This is a genomic window from uncultured Psychrobacter sp., assembly GCF_947495825.1.
Lineage (GTDB): Bacteria > Pseudomonadota > Gammaproteobacteria > Pseudomonadales > Moraxellaceae > Psychrobacter.
The window spans coordinates 84,932-101,080 of the sequence record NZ_CANMAH010000002.1; the positions used below are offsets into that span (position 1 = coordinate 84,932).

The following is a 16,149-nucleotide window of genomic DNA, read 5'->3' on the forward strand; positions in this document are numbered from 1 at the left end:
GCAATTATCTTAGATCACGTCAGTGACCGTCTCGTTTTGCCATCGGTCACGCTTGACAGCTTTCATAAAGGCGCGCATTTTAGCGGTGTCTTTTTTGCCTTTGTCATATTCAATGCCGCCGCTGACATCAACGCCATAAACAGGCAAATCAAGAGTATCAGCGACATTGTCAGCATCCAGTCCACCTGCTAAGACAATCGGTAGCGAGCTGTCTTTTGGTATCAAGTCCCAATCAAAACCTGCCCCCGTACCGCCATATTTTTGGGGATGATAGGCATCTAATAAAATACTACTGGCTCCTGCTGCGGCAAAGCTAGCAATACGAGCACGAACGCTATCTGCCGTGTCTTGCTCGGCATTGATACGTAGCGCCTTGATCCAGCGCTTATTGATGACACTCGCCAGCTGCTGGCATTGCTCAGGCGTTTCATCACCATGGAATTGAATGATATCAAAAGGGACATTATTTGCCAGTTCGAGCAGCTCAGCTTTAGGCATATTGACCACCAACGCTACCACGCTGACAAAGGCCGGCACAGTAGCGCTCAACGTCTGCGCTTGTATCAACGTTACAGCGCGCGGACTTGGTGGATAAAACACCAAACCAATTGCATCAACACCCAACTTCACAGCAGTATCGATATCACTAAGCTGGGTAAACCCACAAAACTTCACGTGCATTTTATAACCTTTTTTATGACCTCAATAAAAACTTGAGTAAATGCTATGTATCAAAGACTGTAAGCGAAAACTGCTATAAATCTAATAAACAGTGATATTACGCTAAATTTCCATCATAAGAAATGATGATAATTTGTTAAACGATGGGCAAATCAATTGCATCAAAAAACTTATCCTAGCATACTTTTATTCATAGTTTTGTTTATGATTACGATTGATTGGTATAAGGATAATTGAATGTCTAAGACTGCGTCTGTCAATGACGACAACGATGATAATACGGATGTAAATATGCCGCATTATCTAATGTGGTTTCGCCGAGATTTACGACTGCATGACAATACAGCGCTGACGGCACTTTGCGAGCGCGCGCAGACAGATCATGCCTCAGTCAGTGCTATATTCTTACTTACACCAGAGCAGTGGCAAACGCACGATACCTCGCTTGCTCAAGTTGATCATATCGCTCGTACATTACCTATACTAGCAAAAGCGCTACAAGAGCAGCTTAACATTGCTTTGAGCGTGCAGCTTTGCCCCAGTTTTGCTGATTGCGTGAGTACGCTTAGCGCATTGTGTAAGGACAATGACATCAGCTGCATTATGGCCAATCATGAGTATGAAGGCAATGAGATTGAGCGTGATGAGCAGCTTACTGAGCAGCTGGCGAAGGACGATATCGAGTTTGTTCGCTGGCATGATCAGTGTATCTTGCCACCGCAAAGCATCACTACCAACGATGGCGACAGCATGTATCAAGTATTTACCCCATTTTATAAAAAATGGCGACATACTTTGGACGTGAGCAGCATCCAATTACATGAAGCACCAGCCCTAAATAATAATAAAACCAAGCTAAAATTGCCAAAAGACAGCGCGACTACTATCAAAGACATCGAAGCGTTAAGTAGCAAGGTGGTTGATGATTATCAAAAAACACAGCAAAAAGCTGATTTATCACAGCATATTGATATGGACGCTCAGTTAGAAAAAGCCCGTACAGCCTACCCTGCTGGCGAAGATGCCGCTTGCCAACGTTTAAAAGAGTTTATCGCTGAGGATATCGATAGCTACGATATCAGCCGTGATGTCCCCAGTCTACATGCAACCAGTCAACTATCCGCCTACCTCACTATTGGAGCGATCAGTCCAAGGCTTTGCTACTTACAAGCAAGCAGGGCGCAAGAAAAACTGCACGGTAATGATGGCGACAATGATGACATCAATCGCTGGATAAGTGAGCTGGCATGGCGAGATTTTTATCGTCATGTGTTAGTGGACAAGCCTGCCCTTATCCGTCACAAGGCTTATAAAGAAAAGACAGACACCAAGATTAATTGGTCATATGACAAGGATGACTTTGAGGCGTGGTGTGCAGGTAAGACAGGCGTGCCATTGGTCGATGCAGCAATGCGCTGTCTTAATGCGACGGGCTTTATGCACAATCTTCTGCGTATGGTCACGGCGATGTTTTTGACCAAGGACTTACTGATTGATTGGCGCTTAGGTGAGCGTTATTTTATGCAGCAGCTGATAGACGGTGATTTTGCTTCTAATAACGGCGGCTGGCAGTGGAGCGCCTCAACCGGTACGGACTCTGCGCCTTACTTTCGTATTATGAATCCCTTTAGCCAAGCCAAAACGCATGACAAAGACGGTGTGTTTATCAAAACTTGGCTACCTGAATTAAAAGATATTCCTGCCAGCATCTTGCATAGTGAGGACAAAATGCGTAAGGAGCTGGCAAAGGACGGTAAGTTTGCTGATATTGACTACCCGGTGCCTATGGTCGAGCATAAAGCTGTGCGCCAACTTGCAATTGCTGAATTTAAAAAAGACTAGCGCTATCTATTATATTAGATAACGCTACTCTCAACTTCTAGGCGTAAGCTGCGGCTTTAGCCCGGCATTATAAGCGTTTTCTGAGTCTAGCTGTGCTAAAAGCACGAGCCTACCACAGTTTATGTTAAGTTGAGAATGGTGTTTGAATAAGCAATACTAGGCCGCTTTAACCGGCATCTGACAAGCCCCTGCTCCTTGCGTAGTCACGGTCACCGCCGCGCCAGTCATCGCAAACAATTGCTGCAGCTGCGTTTGGGCGTTTTGTAGCGCCATATTCATCACATCACCGCGACAAGCACGTTCAAGGACTTCCTTTTTTGCCATTATCTGTGCTTGCTCAAGTATCTTAGGATCAACTTGCATCAAACCAAAAGCGCCTGTCTGCCAGTCATAAATCTCCAAGTCATCTAAATACACTGAAAATATCTCTGATGGCGGTAAAGTAATATTGATTTGCGGCATCATGGCAGCAGCATTGGCATTCGTCGTCTGTGTTTCATCTTTATCTACATTAGACTCTTCAATCTGTACGACTTGTACCATCTCAGGTGTCAACGCGCTCAAATCGATGCCAGCATCTACTCGACCACGAGCGATAAACAAGCCTTTTTGTTCATCTTGCCAAAGCTTCATCCAGCTGCCCTGTCGCTCACTGGTAATCACCGTATCGACGCTAAAGGCCACCGTCTGTAGCCGGTTTAACTGCTGAATCTGCGTTACCACCCCTTCACGAGTGATGGTCTCTATGGGTGCCTCTTCATCTTGATTTTTAATGGTATAAACAGCGAAGGCCAAAGCCGCAAAACTTACAATTAGTAGTAACCACATAGCCATGCCAAGAGGCTGCGGTGTTGGCTTCGACCTAGGACTTTTACCATTAACGTTATGATCGTTAGAAGATGAACGATTATCAGAAGTTGTCATGTGAACTACCCTTTATGTTGTCAACGACACTTATAAAACCTATATTTACAAATAATAGATAAACACTGCGATATAAGATAAATGACGCTTTTTAGCACGACTTCAAGTAGCCACTACTAATCCACTACACAATTGCTTAGTCCGCAATTCTACAATCCTAGCCGCTTTTAGACTGACTACAACTCTCACCATCGATGAACACTAAAACTATCAGATATAGGCCTTATTTTTTGTCCTATTTTGAAGTTTGTACAGAGTTCTCTTGCAAAAGACAAAAAGTCATTGCGTATAAGGCAAACTTTACCTAACATAGTCTGATTGCATCGATAAAATGTCAACGTATATAGGTTACCTGACATTAGCTTACTGTTAGCTGGTTTTTGAACAAAAAGCTTGACTATAAATTGCTAATTTATACACTGTCACGTCGATCAAATCATTAGTTATATCAGGTTATATATAAAGGCAAGCTTGTAGCGTTTATTTAATGCTCAGTGCCTTATTTATTATTTATTTTATCGTTGATAAGGTTCCGCTTTATTTATGAAAGCCAGTCAATTCTTGTTCGCCACTCTAAAAGAAACCCCAAGTGACGCTGATATCGCCTCAAGCCAATTGATGGTGCGTGCCGGCCTTATTCGTAAAATTGCTTCTGGATTATATATCTGGTTGCCGATGGGGCTGCGCATTTTACAAAAGGTTGAACGTATCGTCCGTGAAGAGATGCAAAATATTGGGGCTCAAGAGGTACTTATGCCCATGACCCAGCCAGCTGAGTTATGGGAAACTACGGGTCGCTTCGACGACTATGGACCAGAGCTATTACGTTTTAAAGACCGTCATGAGCGTGACTTTGTATTGGGTCCTACTCATGAAGAGGTCATCACCAACCTTGCTCAAGGTGAACTACGTAGTTACAAACAGCTGCCAATCACATTTTTTCAAATCCAAAGCAAGTTTCGTGATGAGATTCGTCCCCGCTTTGGTGTGATGCGCGCGCGTGAATTTACGATGAAAGATGCGTATTCATTTCATGTCGACCAAGCATCACTCGCTAAGACCTACCATGATATGTTCCATGCTTATACGCGTATCTTTACTCGTTTGGGTTTAGACTTTCGTGCGGTACAAGCAGATACTGGTTCTATCGGTGGTTTTGCTTCACACGAGTTTCATGTACTCGCTGATAGCGGCGAAGATGATATTGCATTTTCAGACTCCTCTGATTATGCAGCCAATATAGAGCTGGCTGAATCTGTAAGTACCGCTGAGCGTCAAGCCCCTAAAGTGGCACGCGAAGACGTATTAACAGAAGAGATGACCTCTTGTAAAATGGTGGCTGAACACTTAGACATTCCTTTAGCAACTACGGTCAAAACCTTGATTGTACATGGTCATACAGAAACCGGTGAGCCACAGCTAATCGCACTTGTATTACGCGGTGACCATCAGCTAAATACCATTAAAGCGGAAAAAATCGAAGAAGCTAACGTGCCGCTGACGATGGCTTCTGATGAAGAGCTAAAAGCTGCTGGCCTACACAAAGGCTATATCGGTGTTGATTTAGACATGCCTGTGTTTGTCGATCGTTCGGCTGCAGCGTTGTCGGACTTTGTGACTGGTGCTAATGAGGTGAACAAACATACCATCGGTATGAACTGGGCACGCGATGCTCGTATCACACGCATCGTCGATATACGCAACGTACAAGAGGGCGACCCTTCTCCAGACGGCAAAGGTACCCTAAAGATTAAGCGCGGTATTGAAGTCGGTCATATTTTCCAGTTGGGTGACAAGTACTCCCAAGCGATGAATGCCACCGTATCTGGCGAAGATGGTAAGCCAGTTACCTTGATGATGGGTTGCTATGGTATTGGCGTCAGCCGAATCATCGCTGCTGCTATTGAGCAAAATAACGACGAAAATGGCATCATGTGGCCAAAAACGCCATCAGTTGATGACTCGATTGCACCTTTTGAGGTTGCTATCATTCCGATGAAGTCAAAAGAAGAAACCGTCATGCAAACGGCAACAGCTCTGTATGACGAATTAAAGGCTCAAGGCGTTAATGTGTTACTTGATGACCGCAACGAGCGTCCAGGGGTCAAATTCGCTGACCTTGAACTGATTGGTATCCCGCATCGTATCGTGGTCTCTGACCGTAACTTGGCTGAAGGTAAGTTTGAGTACGTCAATCGCCGCGAGACAGAAAAGCAAATGCTCAGTCGTGAAGAAGTTATTGCAAAAGTAAGTAGCAAGTAGCTTTTCTGATAAAAAACGTGCAATAAAAGGCGCCTATTTCATCGAATGAAATAGGCGCTTTTTTTTGTATAAGCGCGCTACTAAGATAATTTTTCTTTACTTGCTGTGCCTATGCAGACAGAGCTGCGCAAAATTTATCTCAGTGACGCTGTATTTATTTTATAGTAGATCGACTATGTAATCTAAATGATACCAAACAAACCCTATCAACTACTGACGAATTAAGCGACTTGGCTTTGGCAATAAACTCATATCACTGACTCGGCAAGGATTGATATCAATACCGCCGCGGCGTGTATACCAAGCGCGAACCATGAGCGCACTTGGCTTATAATACTCGCTCAAATCCGCAAAAATCTGCTCAACGCACTGCTCATGAAAGCCGTTATGCTTTTGATAGCTCAAAATATAGCGCAGCATATTAGCGTCATTAAAAGGCTTAGCAGTCGTCATTGAAACCGCCAATGTGCCCCAATCTGGCTGATTGGTCACCGGACAGTTACTACGCAGCAAGTTAGAATAGAATCTATAAGGCTTGTGCTCATCACTAAACTGCGACGTATTTTCTAATAATGATGCATCAGGATGTTCGCTTAGCCCTACTTTGTTTGGGCTATCTGCCAATGCATTATCAATACAGACACCATCAGGCTGCACAATCAAAAGCTCTGACCCATCATTGTCTAAACCAAATAACTCAACCTGCACCTTAGCTTGTACGCAGGCTGATAAATCTTTAGCAATCAGCGCTTGCACATCATCCCAACTGGTAAACTCAGTAAAGTTAATGCTATTTAAATATAACTTAAGTGATTTTGATTCGACAATGAATGGCGAGCTGGCAGGAATACTAAAACGCGCTATAGCAACTTGGGAGATACCTTGGGCGTTGAGCCAAGACATCTCAAAAGCATGCCACCAATCTACACCGACTGCCAACTTATCATCATGCCAGCCAATCGCATCACGGCCCATACGACGCGCAATGGGATACAGCGTCTCTGGGCTATACTCGGTTGGATAATCAGTGGTTTGCTCACCCAAGATACCGTGAATACTCATTTAACTTCCTAATATCAAACCGTTGAAAACTTATTTCTAATAGGTCAATTTTTAATACGCCAACGTATCAACGTGTCAAAAAACTGGCCAGTAATGACGCTAACTTTTAGATAGTCAGGGCTACAAGCGCACGCGTGAGCCGTTACTTAGTAAGCGATAAGCAATAATATAAAATATTGCACAGAATACAAAAATAGCAGCCATCGAATACCAGACATTCACATCAGAATATCCCAAAATACCGTAGCGGAACGAGTTCACCATATAGACAATGGGATTTAATAACGAGACGTTTTGCCAAAACGGTGACAAATTTTCCATCGAATAAAACACGCCGCCAAGATAAGTAAGCGGTGTCAGTACAAAGCTTGGAATGATAGAGATATCATCAAACGAGCGCGCAAATACGGCATTGATAAAGCCGCCAAGAGAAAACAAGATAGATGTGCCTAATACCGTAAATACTGTAACAAATAAATGCTCAATACCAAGATCGGTAAAAAATAGCGCTACTATTGAGACAATAATCCCGATTGCCAATCCGCGAAAGATACCCCCGCTAATATAACCCATCAAAATAGCATGCTTGGACACTGGTGAAACGAGTAGTTCTTCGATACTGGCCGTAAATTTGGCACTAAAAAAGCTTGAGACAACATTAGAGTAGCTGTTGGTAATAATCGACATCATAATCAAGCCAGGGACGATAAATTGCATGTACGGCACACCGCCCATCTCCCCCACACGTGAGCCAATCATCTTACCAAAAATGACAAAATATAGGCTCATCGTGATGACTGGCGGCAGCAATGTCTGAGGCCAAATTCGCAAAATGCGGCGTACCTCTTTCAACCAAATGGTACGAAAAGAGATCCACTTTTTGCTCCATGACATTGTTCTATTATGATCTAAGGCTCCTTGACTCATAACCCTGCCTCCTTCATGCTATCTGCACTCTGAATATTTTTGTCAACTAAACGCATGAATAACTCTTCTAAGCGATTGGCTTTAGTACGCATACTAGCGACAGTGACGCCTTGGTCTGACAACTGACGAAAGACACCGTTTAGTGACTCACCTTCGGTCAGCGTAACTTCAAGTGTCTGATTATCAGGTTGTGTTACACCTGTTACCTCAGTTAATTTTAATTCACGAGTAAGGGGCGTATCTAAATCAAACACAAAGGTTTCAACTGACAACTGCGCTAGTAAGTTTTTCATTTCTGTATTAATACGAATTTCACCATGATCTAAGATGGCAATACGCTTACACAACTGTTCAGCTTCTTCGAGATAATGCGTGGTCAAAATGATGGTCGTGTTTTCTTCAACATTGATCTGCTGCATAAACTCCCACATAGAGCGGCGCAGCTCGATATCTACCCCAGCGGTTGGCTCATCAAGAATCAGCAGTTTTGGTTTATGAATCAACGCGCGTGCAATCATCAAACGACGCTTCATACCACCTGATAGCTCACGTGACTTATTGTCGCGCTTATCCCATAAGCCAAGTGCCGTCAGCAATCGTTTTGCCCGTGGTCTTGCTTCTTTAGCTGGAATACCAAAATAACCGGCCTGAGTAATCAAAATGTCTTGTACTTTTTCAAACTGATTAAAATTGAACTCTTGCGGTACTACGCCAAGATATTGTTTGGCAACTGAAGGATTGGTTAATAGATCCGTACCAAAAATATTGACGCTACCAGTTGTAGGTTTAAATAGTGAGCTAATAATGCCAATCATCGTTGACTTGCCAGCACCATTTGGGCCAAGCAAAGCAAAGAATCCGCCTTGTGGCACCGTTAGGCTGACATCTTTTAGCGCCGAAAACCCATTATCATAGGTTTTGGATAGATTTTGGATAGAAAGCGCTGGTACCTCAGACATGAATACCTCTTTATAAATTTATAAAATAAATGTTGTAATGCCTTGATGTGAGGTTGCTATAGATGGATTTCAACTTTAGCAATATATAACGACACTATTGATTTCATCAATCATTAATCATAAAAAAACGTCTATCTCAATCATCGAAATAGACGTCTTATGATCACACATAACATGTATCAAAACAGTAGTTACAGAGCTACTCTCTACAGCATAACCCTATCTTTTCTTTGTAGACTAGCTTGCTTCATCAATCATATAATCTACAGCGTTTTGGACTTCTTCATCAGGAATATTAGCACCGCCTTTTGCTGGCATAGCATTAAAGCCATTGATAGCATGCGTATATAACGTGTCTGAACCTTTTGCTATACGTGGTCCCCAAGCACCTGCATCACCCAGCATAGGTGAACCAAGCAACCCTGAAGCATGGCAAGTCTGACATACTGCATTATATACCGCTTTACCGTCACGAGGGCCATCACCAGCTGCTGGGCCGGCAGCACGCGCTGTCACATCACAAACTTCATCATCTTCAAAACAGACTTTAGCAACTGGTTGAATGCGAGCTATCAGATTAGGATATAGCGCAATAAGCTTTTGCACTTGCGGTGTATCCTCGGGAATTGGCTCTTCGTTAGTTACCGGAGCCGCTTGCGCTGTTTCTTCTGTTGCCGCTTCTTCTGTCGTAGCGTCCGCAGGCAAAGCCCCGTCGACAGAAGCCGTATCACTTGTCGTATCAGCGGCAGCTTTTGGTTCATCGCCTAGCTGTTGAGGAACATTGTCAACCACTTCTTGTGCTTCTGTTACATCAGATATAGTTACAGGTGTATCTGCAATATCTTCGGCTTGGCTCACTGCGATACTAGCGATTCCTAGAATGGCAGCTGCCGATAACATAACTACTTTTCTCATTCGTCACGTTCTCTTATTTACGTATACAAGCGCTGACACGACTTGGACTTTCTGTCTATCTTCTTTTGACAGTATCTAGTTATCAATAGCAAACAGCCATCCCAGATGCAAGCGTACTTGTAATCGGTGATTATGAATATGAATTTTCCCTAACATTATAAGGGAAAAGGTATGTAAATTGCCATGCCTGTTTACTGACTATCTGAGTATTTATCAAATAATCCTAAGAGCTTGTTTCATTTATTGGCTTTGTCGCTTTTATTTGTTAGACTAAGCGGTCTTTATTTTTCGACGACTTATAATTTATACTTCAAGTCTGGTTTTTACATACAATGAGTTGATTCACTTTACGTAGCAGTCCACTCATCTTATGCGCTCGTAGCTCAGTTGGATAGAGTATCGGTTTCCGAAGCCGAGGGTCGTGGGTTCGATTCCCGCCGAGCGCACCAATCATCACATCCAATCTAATTTTCTAAATTTTATTTTATCTAGCCAACTGATCTGTTCCGGCTTGACTGTAGTACTGTGCCTAACATTTTTGAAGACTCTCTCAACCAATACCTCTCCGTTCTCAGTCTAATTGTATCTTTTATAACTTCTAATACGCTTTTCTGATCAAGCTACTTCCCACAAAAACGTCTATCTTCGCCCTCTTTATGCAATGTTTACAAAAAAAACCTTTTTATTAAAAATAATACTTACATTTTAAAAGCAACCTAAGTAATATTACTTCTTAAGGTATTTATGTAACTATATGTATCCAAACGAATATTGTAGCAATATTCTGGCAACTAAATATAATCTCAAATATAGAAATTTTATTTGGCCTGTTAATTGCATGTTTAAGGCAGGTTTGCGACGAACCTATAGTTTGTAACTTCTAATATTGTATGAGTTGAGTCTAGGAGACGTAATGAGTGTATTTTATATGGCAGCATTATCAGTTGGGTCTGTATTTTGGGGAATGGTCATTGTTTGGTTAATGGCAACACGATAGATAGCTCGCCTATATATGGAACTCAACATACTTCTTGCAAATCAGTACTGAGCTGCGCCCGACTCGGTACTCGATGATAATTGATAATAGGTACTTCTCCTAAGCGGCGTTGACCGACCGCTATACTATTATCTATGGTAATCATCGCAATCTTTTTATCCCCTTTGACGATTAGTAAATGCTTAGCTCTCCTACTTGTCTGGTAATTAGGAAAGTGCTTGTTAAGTAACATAGCCGTCTTTTGTAAGCTATCGTTTGATAAAGACTTTTTATCTGCTAGTGCGCGCGATTCGTTTTTAGAACTAGCTGTATTACTGCGTAAATGTGCTACAAGCCATAGTGCTACAATGACTGCTAGTAATATGACAAGCCACCAAATTCCGTCTATCATAGAAAGATATATCCATTATTGGCAAAGGTTAGGTCATGGTAGCAGAATTATCACCAAAACTAATAGCAGAAGTGCAGCGAGCTGCTGAGTTATTAGCGGTTCAATCACGGATTTGTATTTTAACTGGTGCAGGTGTATCAGCAGAAAGCGGCATTCCAACTTTTCGTGACAAGCAAACTGGGCTTTGGGAGCAATATCGTGCCGAAGATTTGGCAAGCCCCAATGCCTTTGCTCGGGACCCACGCTTGGTATGGTCATGGTATCAATGGCGCAGACAACTGGTCCATGACAAAAAACCCAATCCCGCTCACCATACGCTTGCCCAGTGGCAACAAGATGCCATTGAAAATAAAAAGAGCTTTACGTTGATTACCCAAAATGTCGATGATTTACATGAACAAGCAGGCAGTATGACCACTCATCTTCATGGCCATCTGTGGCGTAATCGTTGTCATGATTGTGGTACGCCCTACCCGAATAAAGCAGAGACTTTAGATAGTAATAAGAAGTCTATTAATTTTGATGATAGCCTAATATCTTGCCAACAGTGCAGTGGTTATATCAGACCTGATATTGTCTGGTTTGGTGAAGCACTACCCGTACAAGCGTGGCAAACAGCTGAGAACGCTGCTGCCAGTTGCGATGTGTTCATCAGTATTGGTACATCAAGCTTGGTATACCCTGCAGCGGGTTTGGCACAATTGGCCCAGCAAAATGGCGCAAAAGTCATCGAGATAAACCCCAATCCAACCCCTAATACCATCGTCGATATTACCCTGGCTGCAAACGCTGGCGTAGTACTGCCTTTATTGATGCAAAAAATGGCTGCGCTAACTTAACTACTGTATAAAAGACAATGCCTGTACTTACCGACAAGACAAAGATGCAAAGTATTGATAATAGCCACATGCTCTATAAGTGATTAAGTCTCTAACGCCTCCTAACCAGTTAGTGCAATGCGCGATCCACTTTAGCCAAGTATGCTTTTTTTAGGTCATCATCTATGAATGATGATCTAAAAGAGTTTTTTACCAAAGTGACAATATCGTTTTCTGTTAGTGGCAAATTTTCGTGCAGGTTGATAAAGTTTTGGTTGATATAGCCTTTAAAGTAGGCTGGATCATCTGAGTTGACACTCACATTTAGGCCATAATCTAAAAGCTCTTTTATATTATGTGCTTTGTAGTCTTCAAACACCTTTAACTCAATATTTGAGTTTGGACAAACCGTAAGCGGTATTTGCTCTTTTTTTAGCCGCTGCATAAGCGCATCACTATGGATTGACTGTACGCCGTGGTCTATTCTATCGATACCCAATAAATCTAAAGCTTCATTGATATAAGAAAAGTCGCCTTCTTCGCCTGCATGAGCGACCAATCTAAACCCAGCTTCTTTTGCCTTTTTAAATACCTCTGTAAACTTTGATGGCGGGTTGCCAAGCTCTGAAGAGTCAAGACCAACGCCGATAATATCGTCCTTAAATGCCATGGCCTCGTCCAACGTATCAAAAGCATCTTGCTGTGACAAATGACGTAAAAAACACATGATAATTCCAGAAGTAATGCCGTACTGTTCTTTGGCATCAGCCAGCGCTTCTTTTATCCCAGTTATCACTGTTTCAAAAGCAATACCTCTAGCAGTATGCGTCTGAGGGTCAAAAAATATTTCAGTATGAACAACATTGTCCGCCACGCACTTTAAAATATATTCCCAAGTCAAATCATAGAAGTCGTCTTTTGTGATAAGTACATTAGCACCAGCGTAATAAATATCCAAAAAGGTCTGTAGATTGGTAAAATTATAAGCGTTACGTACGTCTTCTATATCTTTATAGTGAATATCTATGTTGTTTTTTTTGGCCAGTCTAAACATAAGCTCAGGCTCTAACGAACCTTCGATATGTAAATGCAGCTCAGCTTTTGGTAATTTTTTTATCAGATCGATCATAATATGCCCTTATCTTTAATTACCTATCTATAATTTTGTAGACACTACTTTAAAAAGACTACTGAATCAGACAGCTCATTACCCGCTGGATCACGCTCTAAATGGTAATATTGACGCAGCAGTTGTCCTATCTCATCTAATAGATCACTTAAGCTTTCTTCTGGTTTTTTGTTAGCAATACCAGTCACCGCTTTATCACACATCGCACGCCATACTGTGGGACTGACATGAGCACTAATACCGCGATCTGCGATAATCTCTAACTTATGTTCGCAGATATTGACATAGACCAAAACACCCGTGTTTTCTTCAGTATCCCACACACGGTATTCGCTAAACAAATCAATAGCACGCTCACGGCAGTTAGTATTATAAGCTTCTGGGATAGGCAAATGGTTTTCTATAACCAAAAAAACCTCACCGCGATGACCTTGCTCCGCTTCTGTCACCTTTGCTGTCAGGCGGGCCTTAACCTCTGCTGTTAGCCATTTGCTATTTAGCATCGGAACAAACAAGACTTGACGCCACCAGCGAGCAAAACTTGCCTCTGATGAAGGTAAGTTGTTTTGTGCCATAATTTTTCCTCAAGTAGGCGATTGCTCATTGTCATCTAATACATCATCAAACAAATTATAAAAGCAACGTTCTTAATATTTAGTTCTACAAATCGATTTTTAAGATGTTAGTCGGCTTACCAAGATCCACCAGCACCGCCGCCGCCGAAGCCGCCGCCACCACCGCCGAAGCCGCCGCCACCAAAACCACCGCCGCCAAAGCCGCCACCACTGCCACCGCCAAGTCCAGGTAAGAAAATCAAACCGCCGCCGCCGCGTCCACCGCCACCTGAACCTCTAGCGATTAAGAACATCCAGATAAAGATGGCCATAATAACAGTCATAAAGAATCCGCCGCCCAAAGCTAAAGAGCCGGCAAAGAAACCACCAGCCGTCAGGATAGAACCAAATACTCGTCCAAAAATACTAGTGATAAACTTACCAAAAATCATCGCCATGATGAACAAAAAGACAGGAGTTGATGGCTCATCTGAACTTTGCTGAGCAGCACGTTCTGCAGCTTGAGCATCAGCGCGAGCCAGCACTTCAGGGTCAGCATTGAGTCGAGCCTCAAGCGCACTAACACCTGCTAATAACCCAGACCCATAGTTGTTTTGCTTAAATAGTGGCGTAATGTCCTCACGGATAATACGATTGACCGCAGCATCCGGCAACACGCCTTCTAACCCATAGCCAGTTAAGATATACATATCACGATCATTGACTGCTACTACAATCAATAAACCGTCATCCGTGTCCTCTTCTCCAAGCTCCCACTTATTGGCAATCTGTAAGGCATAATCAAATATCGGCAAGCCATTTGTGCTAGGCACAATGACGACTGCTGCTTGGGCTAGACCTTGCTGATAGATGTTTCTAAGTTGGGTCTCTAAACGCTGCTTTTCTTGTGGGTTTAGTATATTTGCTTGATCGACGACCGGTTGGTTTAATATAAGTTTATCAGCATCAACACTAGCCGCATCAGATTGTATCGGTGGCTGGGCAGTGCTCTGAGACGGTGCTACCGCTTCATCACTGGCGGCATTTGGATTGATAGCATCATTGCCAAGTATCGCACCCCCAACAGCATCGTTGCCAAGTACCGCATCATTGATAGCTTCATTCGCCTCGCCAGCTTTAGCAATCGCCACTAGCTCCTCAACGCTACGGCTCTGCATCTGCGCATCAGTAGCGTTCTCAGTTGTCGCAGCACTAGCATCATCTGGCGCAGCATACAGCAACGTCGTACTGCTCGCGCTGAGTGTCAATAGTAATGCCGAGACGATTGCTTTTGAATTCTTCATCTAATCTATACCACCTTTAGTGACATGCTTGCTGAACGAAATTATGACTTACTATAAATAGGCATGTACTCTTTTTCACACCTTTAGCCGCTTTATTTTAACAATAAAAAGCCAATCTTATTGAGCAGTAGCTTCATCATCACCAAAGTCGACAGTAGGAGCGGTCGAGATCTCGTCTTCATTAGCAACGGTAAAGTTCGGCTTGGTATCCATACCGAACACCTTGGCTGTGATATTAGTTGGGAACTGACGTACCGTGGTGTTATAGCCTTGGACTTCTTGAATATAACGATTACGGGCTACTGTAATACGGTTTTCAGTACCTTCTAGCTGTGCTTGCAGATCTTGAAACAAAGCATCGGATTTGAGCTCAGGATAACGTTCAGATACCGCCATCAGACGTGACAACGCACCTCCCATTTGAGCTTGGGCTTCAGCATAACGTTCCATTGCTTGTGGGTCGTTCAGCACTTCTGGCGTTATATTAATGCTACCTGCACGCGAACGCGCTTCTGCTACCTGAGTGAAGACTTCTTGCTCTTGATCTGCATATTGTTGTACAACTTTTACTAAGTTTGGCACTAAGTCCGAACGGCGCTGATACTGGTTGACTACTTCTGACCAAGCCGCTGTGACTTGCTCATCTTGCGATTGTAAATTGTTATAACCACAGCCTGTTAAGCCAACGGTTGATGTCGCCAATACTGCTGATAACAACATAGGTTTTACGATAGATTTACGCGTCATAACTGTTTCTCCTAATGATACTTAGCCACTTAGCTATTTATAATAGATAATAATTTGTAATATCACCAATAAACGATTGCCTTTAATTGTGCTGCTAATAATGGCGCTATAGTCGCTCTTTTACAATTCATCGTTACTAAAACACAACCGCAAAAGAGACCAACTGACTTTCTTATTTCTCAATAAATTACTATTCTACTCTTCCTTTTACTATGACCTAGTCGACTTCTAAATAACAATAACAGTTTATAGCAGACTATCAAAAGCTCGTAAAATACAGACTTTGCACTATTTAACAATGAATTTGATAGTCCCATACCAATTAAGTAAACAATTATTGAAAAATATAAACACGGACAATTCAAAAAAAAATCTAGTAATTATAAAGAAATTGTGGCAAATTGCAGTTACTTAACCGTATGGTTTGCATACATTCGGTAGTGGAGTTGTTATTTATTTGATATTAGCTCGTGACAAAACGATAAATATTGTTTTTGTTCTATTGACACATATTATAGATAATAAGCCAATTACTCACTGTTCTCGTCTAGTATTCATTAAAATATCTAGCAATAACATTAGGTTAGAGTTTGTATACTATATACCTGTAAGCTATTAGCAAGTAAAAACAACGTAA

Annotated in this window: 14 protein-coding genes and 1 tRNA gene; 4 read left to right on the forward strand and 11 right to left on the reverse strand. The window is 42.4% G+C overall.

What is annotated here, in order from left to right; translation table 11 throughout:
* Nucleotides 1–9: 9 nt before the first annotated feature.
* A complete protein-coding gene (locus Q0895_RS03175) occupies nucleotides 10–681 on the reverse strand; it encodes a phosphoribosylanthranilate isomerase (protein WP_299185462.1) in 672 nt (223 codons plus the stop codon).
* A 237-nt stretch (nucleotides 682–918) separates the two neighbouring features.
* Here Q0895_RS03175 and Q0895_RS03180 point away from each other — a divergent pair, with 237 nt between their 5' ends.
* Nucleotides 919–2,523: an FAD-binding domain-containing protein gene (locus Q0895_RS03180; protein WP_299185464.1), complete on the forward strand. Its 1,605-nt coding sequence runs from the start codon at nucleotides 919–921 to the stop codon at nucleotides 2,521–2,523.
* A gap of 156 nt (nucleotides 2,524–2,679) precedes the next feature.
* Here Q0895_RS03180 and Q0895_RS03185 read toward each other — a convergent pair whose 3' ends face one another.
* Nucleotides 2,680–3,447, reverse strand: coding sequence for a DUF4230 domain-containing protein (locus tag Q0895_RS03185; protein ID WP_299185466.1), 768 nt, complete (start codon nucleotides 3,445–3,447; stop codon nucleotides 2,680–2,682).
* Between the two features lie 543 nt (nucleotides 3,448–3,990).
* Here Q0895_RS03185 and Q0895_RS03190 point away from each other — a divergent pair.
* On the forward strand, nucleotides 3,991–5,709 hold the full coding sequence (locus Q0895_RS03190; protein WP_299185468.1) for a proline--tRNA ligase: 1,719 nt from the start codon (nucleotides 3,991–3,993) through the stop codon (nucleotides 5,707–5,709).
* A gap of 210 nt (nucleotides 5,710–5,919) precedes the next feature.
* Here Q0895_RS03190 and queF read toward each other — a convergent pair whose 3' ends face one another.
* The 4 genes from queF to Q0895_RS03210 all read right to left on the reverse strand — a co-directional run bounded on the left by queF (nucleotide 5,920) and on the right by Q0895_RS03210 (nucleotide 9,572).
* Nucleotides 5,920–6,771, reverse strand: a complete 852-nt coding sequence (gene queF, locus Q0895_RS03195; RefSeq protein WP_299185469.1) for an NADPH-dependent 7-cyano-7-deazaguanine reductase QueF — start codon at nucleotides 6,769–6,771, stop codon at nucleotides 5,920–5,922.
* Nucleotides 6,772–6,891: 120 nt separating this feature from the next.
* Nucleotides 6,892–7,665 (reverse strand): ABC transporter permease, encoded by a 774-nt coding sequence (locus Q0895_RS03200; RefSeq protein WP_299185777.1) that lies wholly within the window; start codon nucleotides 7,663–7,665, stop codon nucleotides 6,892–6,894.
* 29 nt (nucleotides 7,666–7,694) lie between these two features.
* Nucleotides 7,695–8,657, reverse strand: coding sequence for an ABC transporter ATP-binding protein (locus Q0895_RS03205; RefSeq protein ID WP_299185471.1), 963 nt, complete (start codon nucleotides 8,655–8,657; stop codon nucleotides 7,695–7,697).
* 237 nt (nucleotides 8,658–8,894) lie between these two features.
* Nucleotides 8,895–9,572, reverse strand: a complete 678-nt coding sequence (locus tag Q0895_RS03210) for a c-type cytochrome (protein WP_299185473.1) — start codon at nucleotides 9,570–9,572, stop codon at nucleotides 8,895–8,897.
* Nucleotides 9,573–9,944: 372 nt separating this feature from the next.
* Here Q0895_RS03210 and Q0895_RS03215 point away from each other — a divergent pair.
* Nucleotides 9,945–10,021 (forward strand) — tRNA-Arg (locus Q0895_RS03215).
* A gap of 570 nt (nucleotides 10,022–10,591) precedes the next feature.
* Here Q0895_RS03215 and Q0895_RS03220 read toward each other — a convergent pair.
* Complete coding sequence (locus Q0895_RS03220; protein ID WP_299185474.1) at nucleotides 10,592–10,960, reverse strand: hypothetical protein; 369 nt, start codon at nucleotides 10,958–10,960, stop codon at nucleotides 10,592–10,594.
* A 35-nt stretch (nucleotides 10,961–10,995) separates the two neighbouring features.
* Here Q0895_RS03220 and Q0895_RS03225 point away from each other — a divergent pair, with 35 nt between their 5' ends.
* A complete protein-coding gene (locus Q0895_RS03225) occupies nucleotides 10,996–11,799 on the forward strand; it encodes an NAD-dependent deacylase (protein ID WP_299185475.1) in 804 nt (267 codons plus the stop codon).
* A 109-nt stretch (nucleotides 11,800–11,908) separates the two neighbouring features.
* Here the strand turns inward: Q0895_RS03225 and Q0895_RS03230 are convergent, their stop codons facing one another.
* The 4 genes from Q0895_RS03230 to Q0895_RS03245 all read right to left on the reverse strand — a co-directional run bounded on the left by Q0895_RS03230 (nucleotide 11,909) and on the right by Q0895_RS03245 (nucleotide 15,512).
* A complete protein-coding gene (locus Q0895_RS03230) occupies nucleotides 11,909–12,907 on the reverse strand; it encodes an adenosine deaminase (protein WP_299185476.1) in 999 nt (332 codons plus the stop codon).
* Between the two features lie 44 nt (nucleotides 12,908–12,951).
* Nucleotides 12,952–13,482 carry a TPM domain-containing protein gene (locus Q0895_RS03235; RefSeq protein WP_299185477.1) on the reverse strand — a complete coding sequence of 177 codons (531 nt, stop codon included), beginning with the start codon at nucleotides 13,480–13,482 and terminating at the stop codon, nucleotides 12,952–12,954.
* A 116-nt stretch (nucleotides 13,483–13,598) separates the two neighbouring features.
* Nucleotides 13,599–14,765, reverse strand: a complete 1,167-nt coding sequence (locus tag Q0895_RS03240; protein ID WP_299185478.1) for a YgcG family protein — start codon at nucleotides 14,763–14,765, stop codon at nucleotides 13,599–13,601.
* 117 nt (nucleotides 14,766–14,882) lie between these two features.
* Nucleotides 14,883–15,512 (reverse strand): LemA family protein, encoded by a 630-nt coding sequence (locus Q0895_RS03245; RefSeq protein ID WP_075103697.1) that lies wholly within the window; start codon nucleotides 15,510–15,512, stop codon nucleotides 14,883–14,885.
* Nucleotides 15,513–16,149 lie beyond the last annotated feature (637 nt).

Excerpts from the sequence above, each read along its gene's own strand:
- Q0895_RS03175 (WP_299185462.1), bottom strand. The coding sequence starts at position 681 with ATGCACGTGAAGTTTTGTGGGTTTACCCAGCTTAGTGATATCGATACT.
- Q0895_RS03180 (WP_299185464.1), top strand. The coding sequence starts at position 919 with ATGTCTAAGACTGCGTCTGTCAATGACGACAACGATGATAATACGGAT.
- Q0895_RS03185 (WP_299185466.1), bottom strand. The coding sequence starts at position 3,447 with ATGACAACTTCTGATAATCGTTCATCTTCTAACGATCATAACGTTAAT.
- Q0895_RS03190 (WP_299185468.1), top strand. The coding sequence starts at position 3,991 with ATGAAAGCCAGTCAATTCTTGTTCGCCACTCTAAAAGAAACCCCAAGT.
- queF (WP_299185469.1), bottom strand. The coding sequence starts at position 6,771 with ATGAGTATTCACGGTATCTTGGGTGAGCAAACCACTGATTATCCAACC.
- Q0895_RS03200 (WP_299185777.1), bottom strand. The coding sequence starts at position 7,665 with ATGTCATGGAGCAAAAAGTGGATCTCTTTTCGTACCATTTGGTTGAAA.
- Q0895_RS03205 (WP_299185471.1), bottom strand. The coding sequence starts at position 8,657 with ATGTCTGAGGTACCAGCGCTTTCTATCCAAAATCTATCCAAAACCTAT.
- Q0895_RS03210 (WP_299185473.1), bottom strand. The coding sequence starts at position 9,572 with ATGAGAAAAGTAGTTATGTTATCGGCAGCTGCCATTCTAGGAATCGCT.
- Q0895_RS03220 (WP_299185474.1), bottom strand. The coding sequence starts at position 10,960 with ATGATAGACGGAATTTGGTGGCTTGTCATATTACTAGCAGTCATTGTA.
- Q0895_RS03225 (WP_299185475.1), top strand. The coding sequence starts at position 10,996 with ATGGTAGCAGAATTATCACCAAAACTAATAGCAGAAGTGCAGCGAGCT.
- Q0895_RS03230 (WP_299185476.1), bottom strand. The coding sequence starts at position 12,907 with ATGATCGATCTGATAAAAAAATTACCAAAAGCTGAGCTGCATTTACAT.
- Q0895_RS03235 (WP_299185477.1), bottom strand. The coding sequence starts at position 13,482 with ATGGCACAAAACAACTTACCTTCATCAGAGGCAAGTTTTGCTCGCTGG.
- Q0895_RS03240 (WP_299185478.1), bottom strand. The coding sequence starts at position 14,765 with ATGAAGAATTCAAAAGCAATCGTCTCGGCATTACTATTGACACTCAGC.
- Q0895_RS03245 (WP_075103697.1), bottom strand. The coding sequence starts at position 15,512 with ATGACGCGTAAATCTATCGTAAAACCTATGTTGTTATCAGCAGTATTG.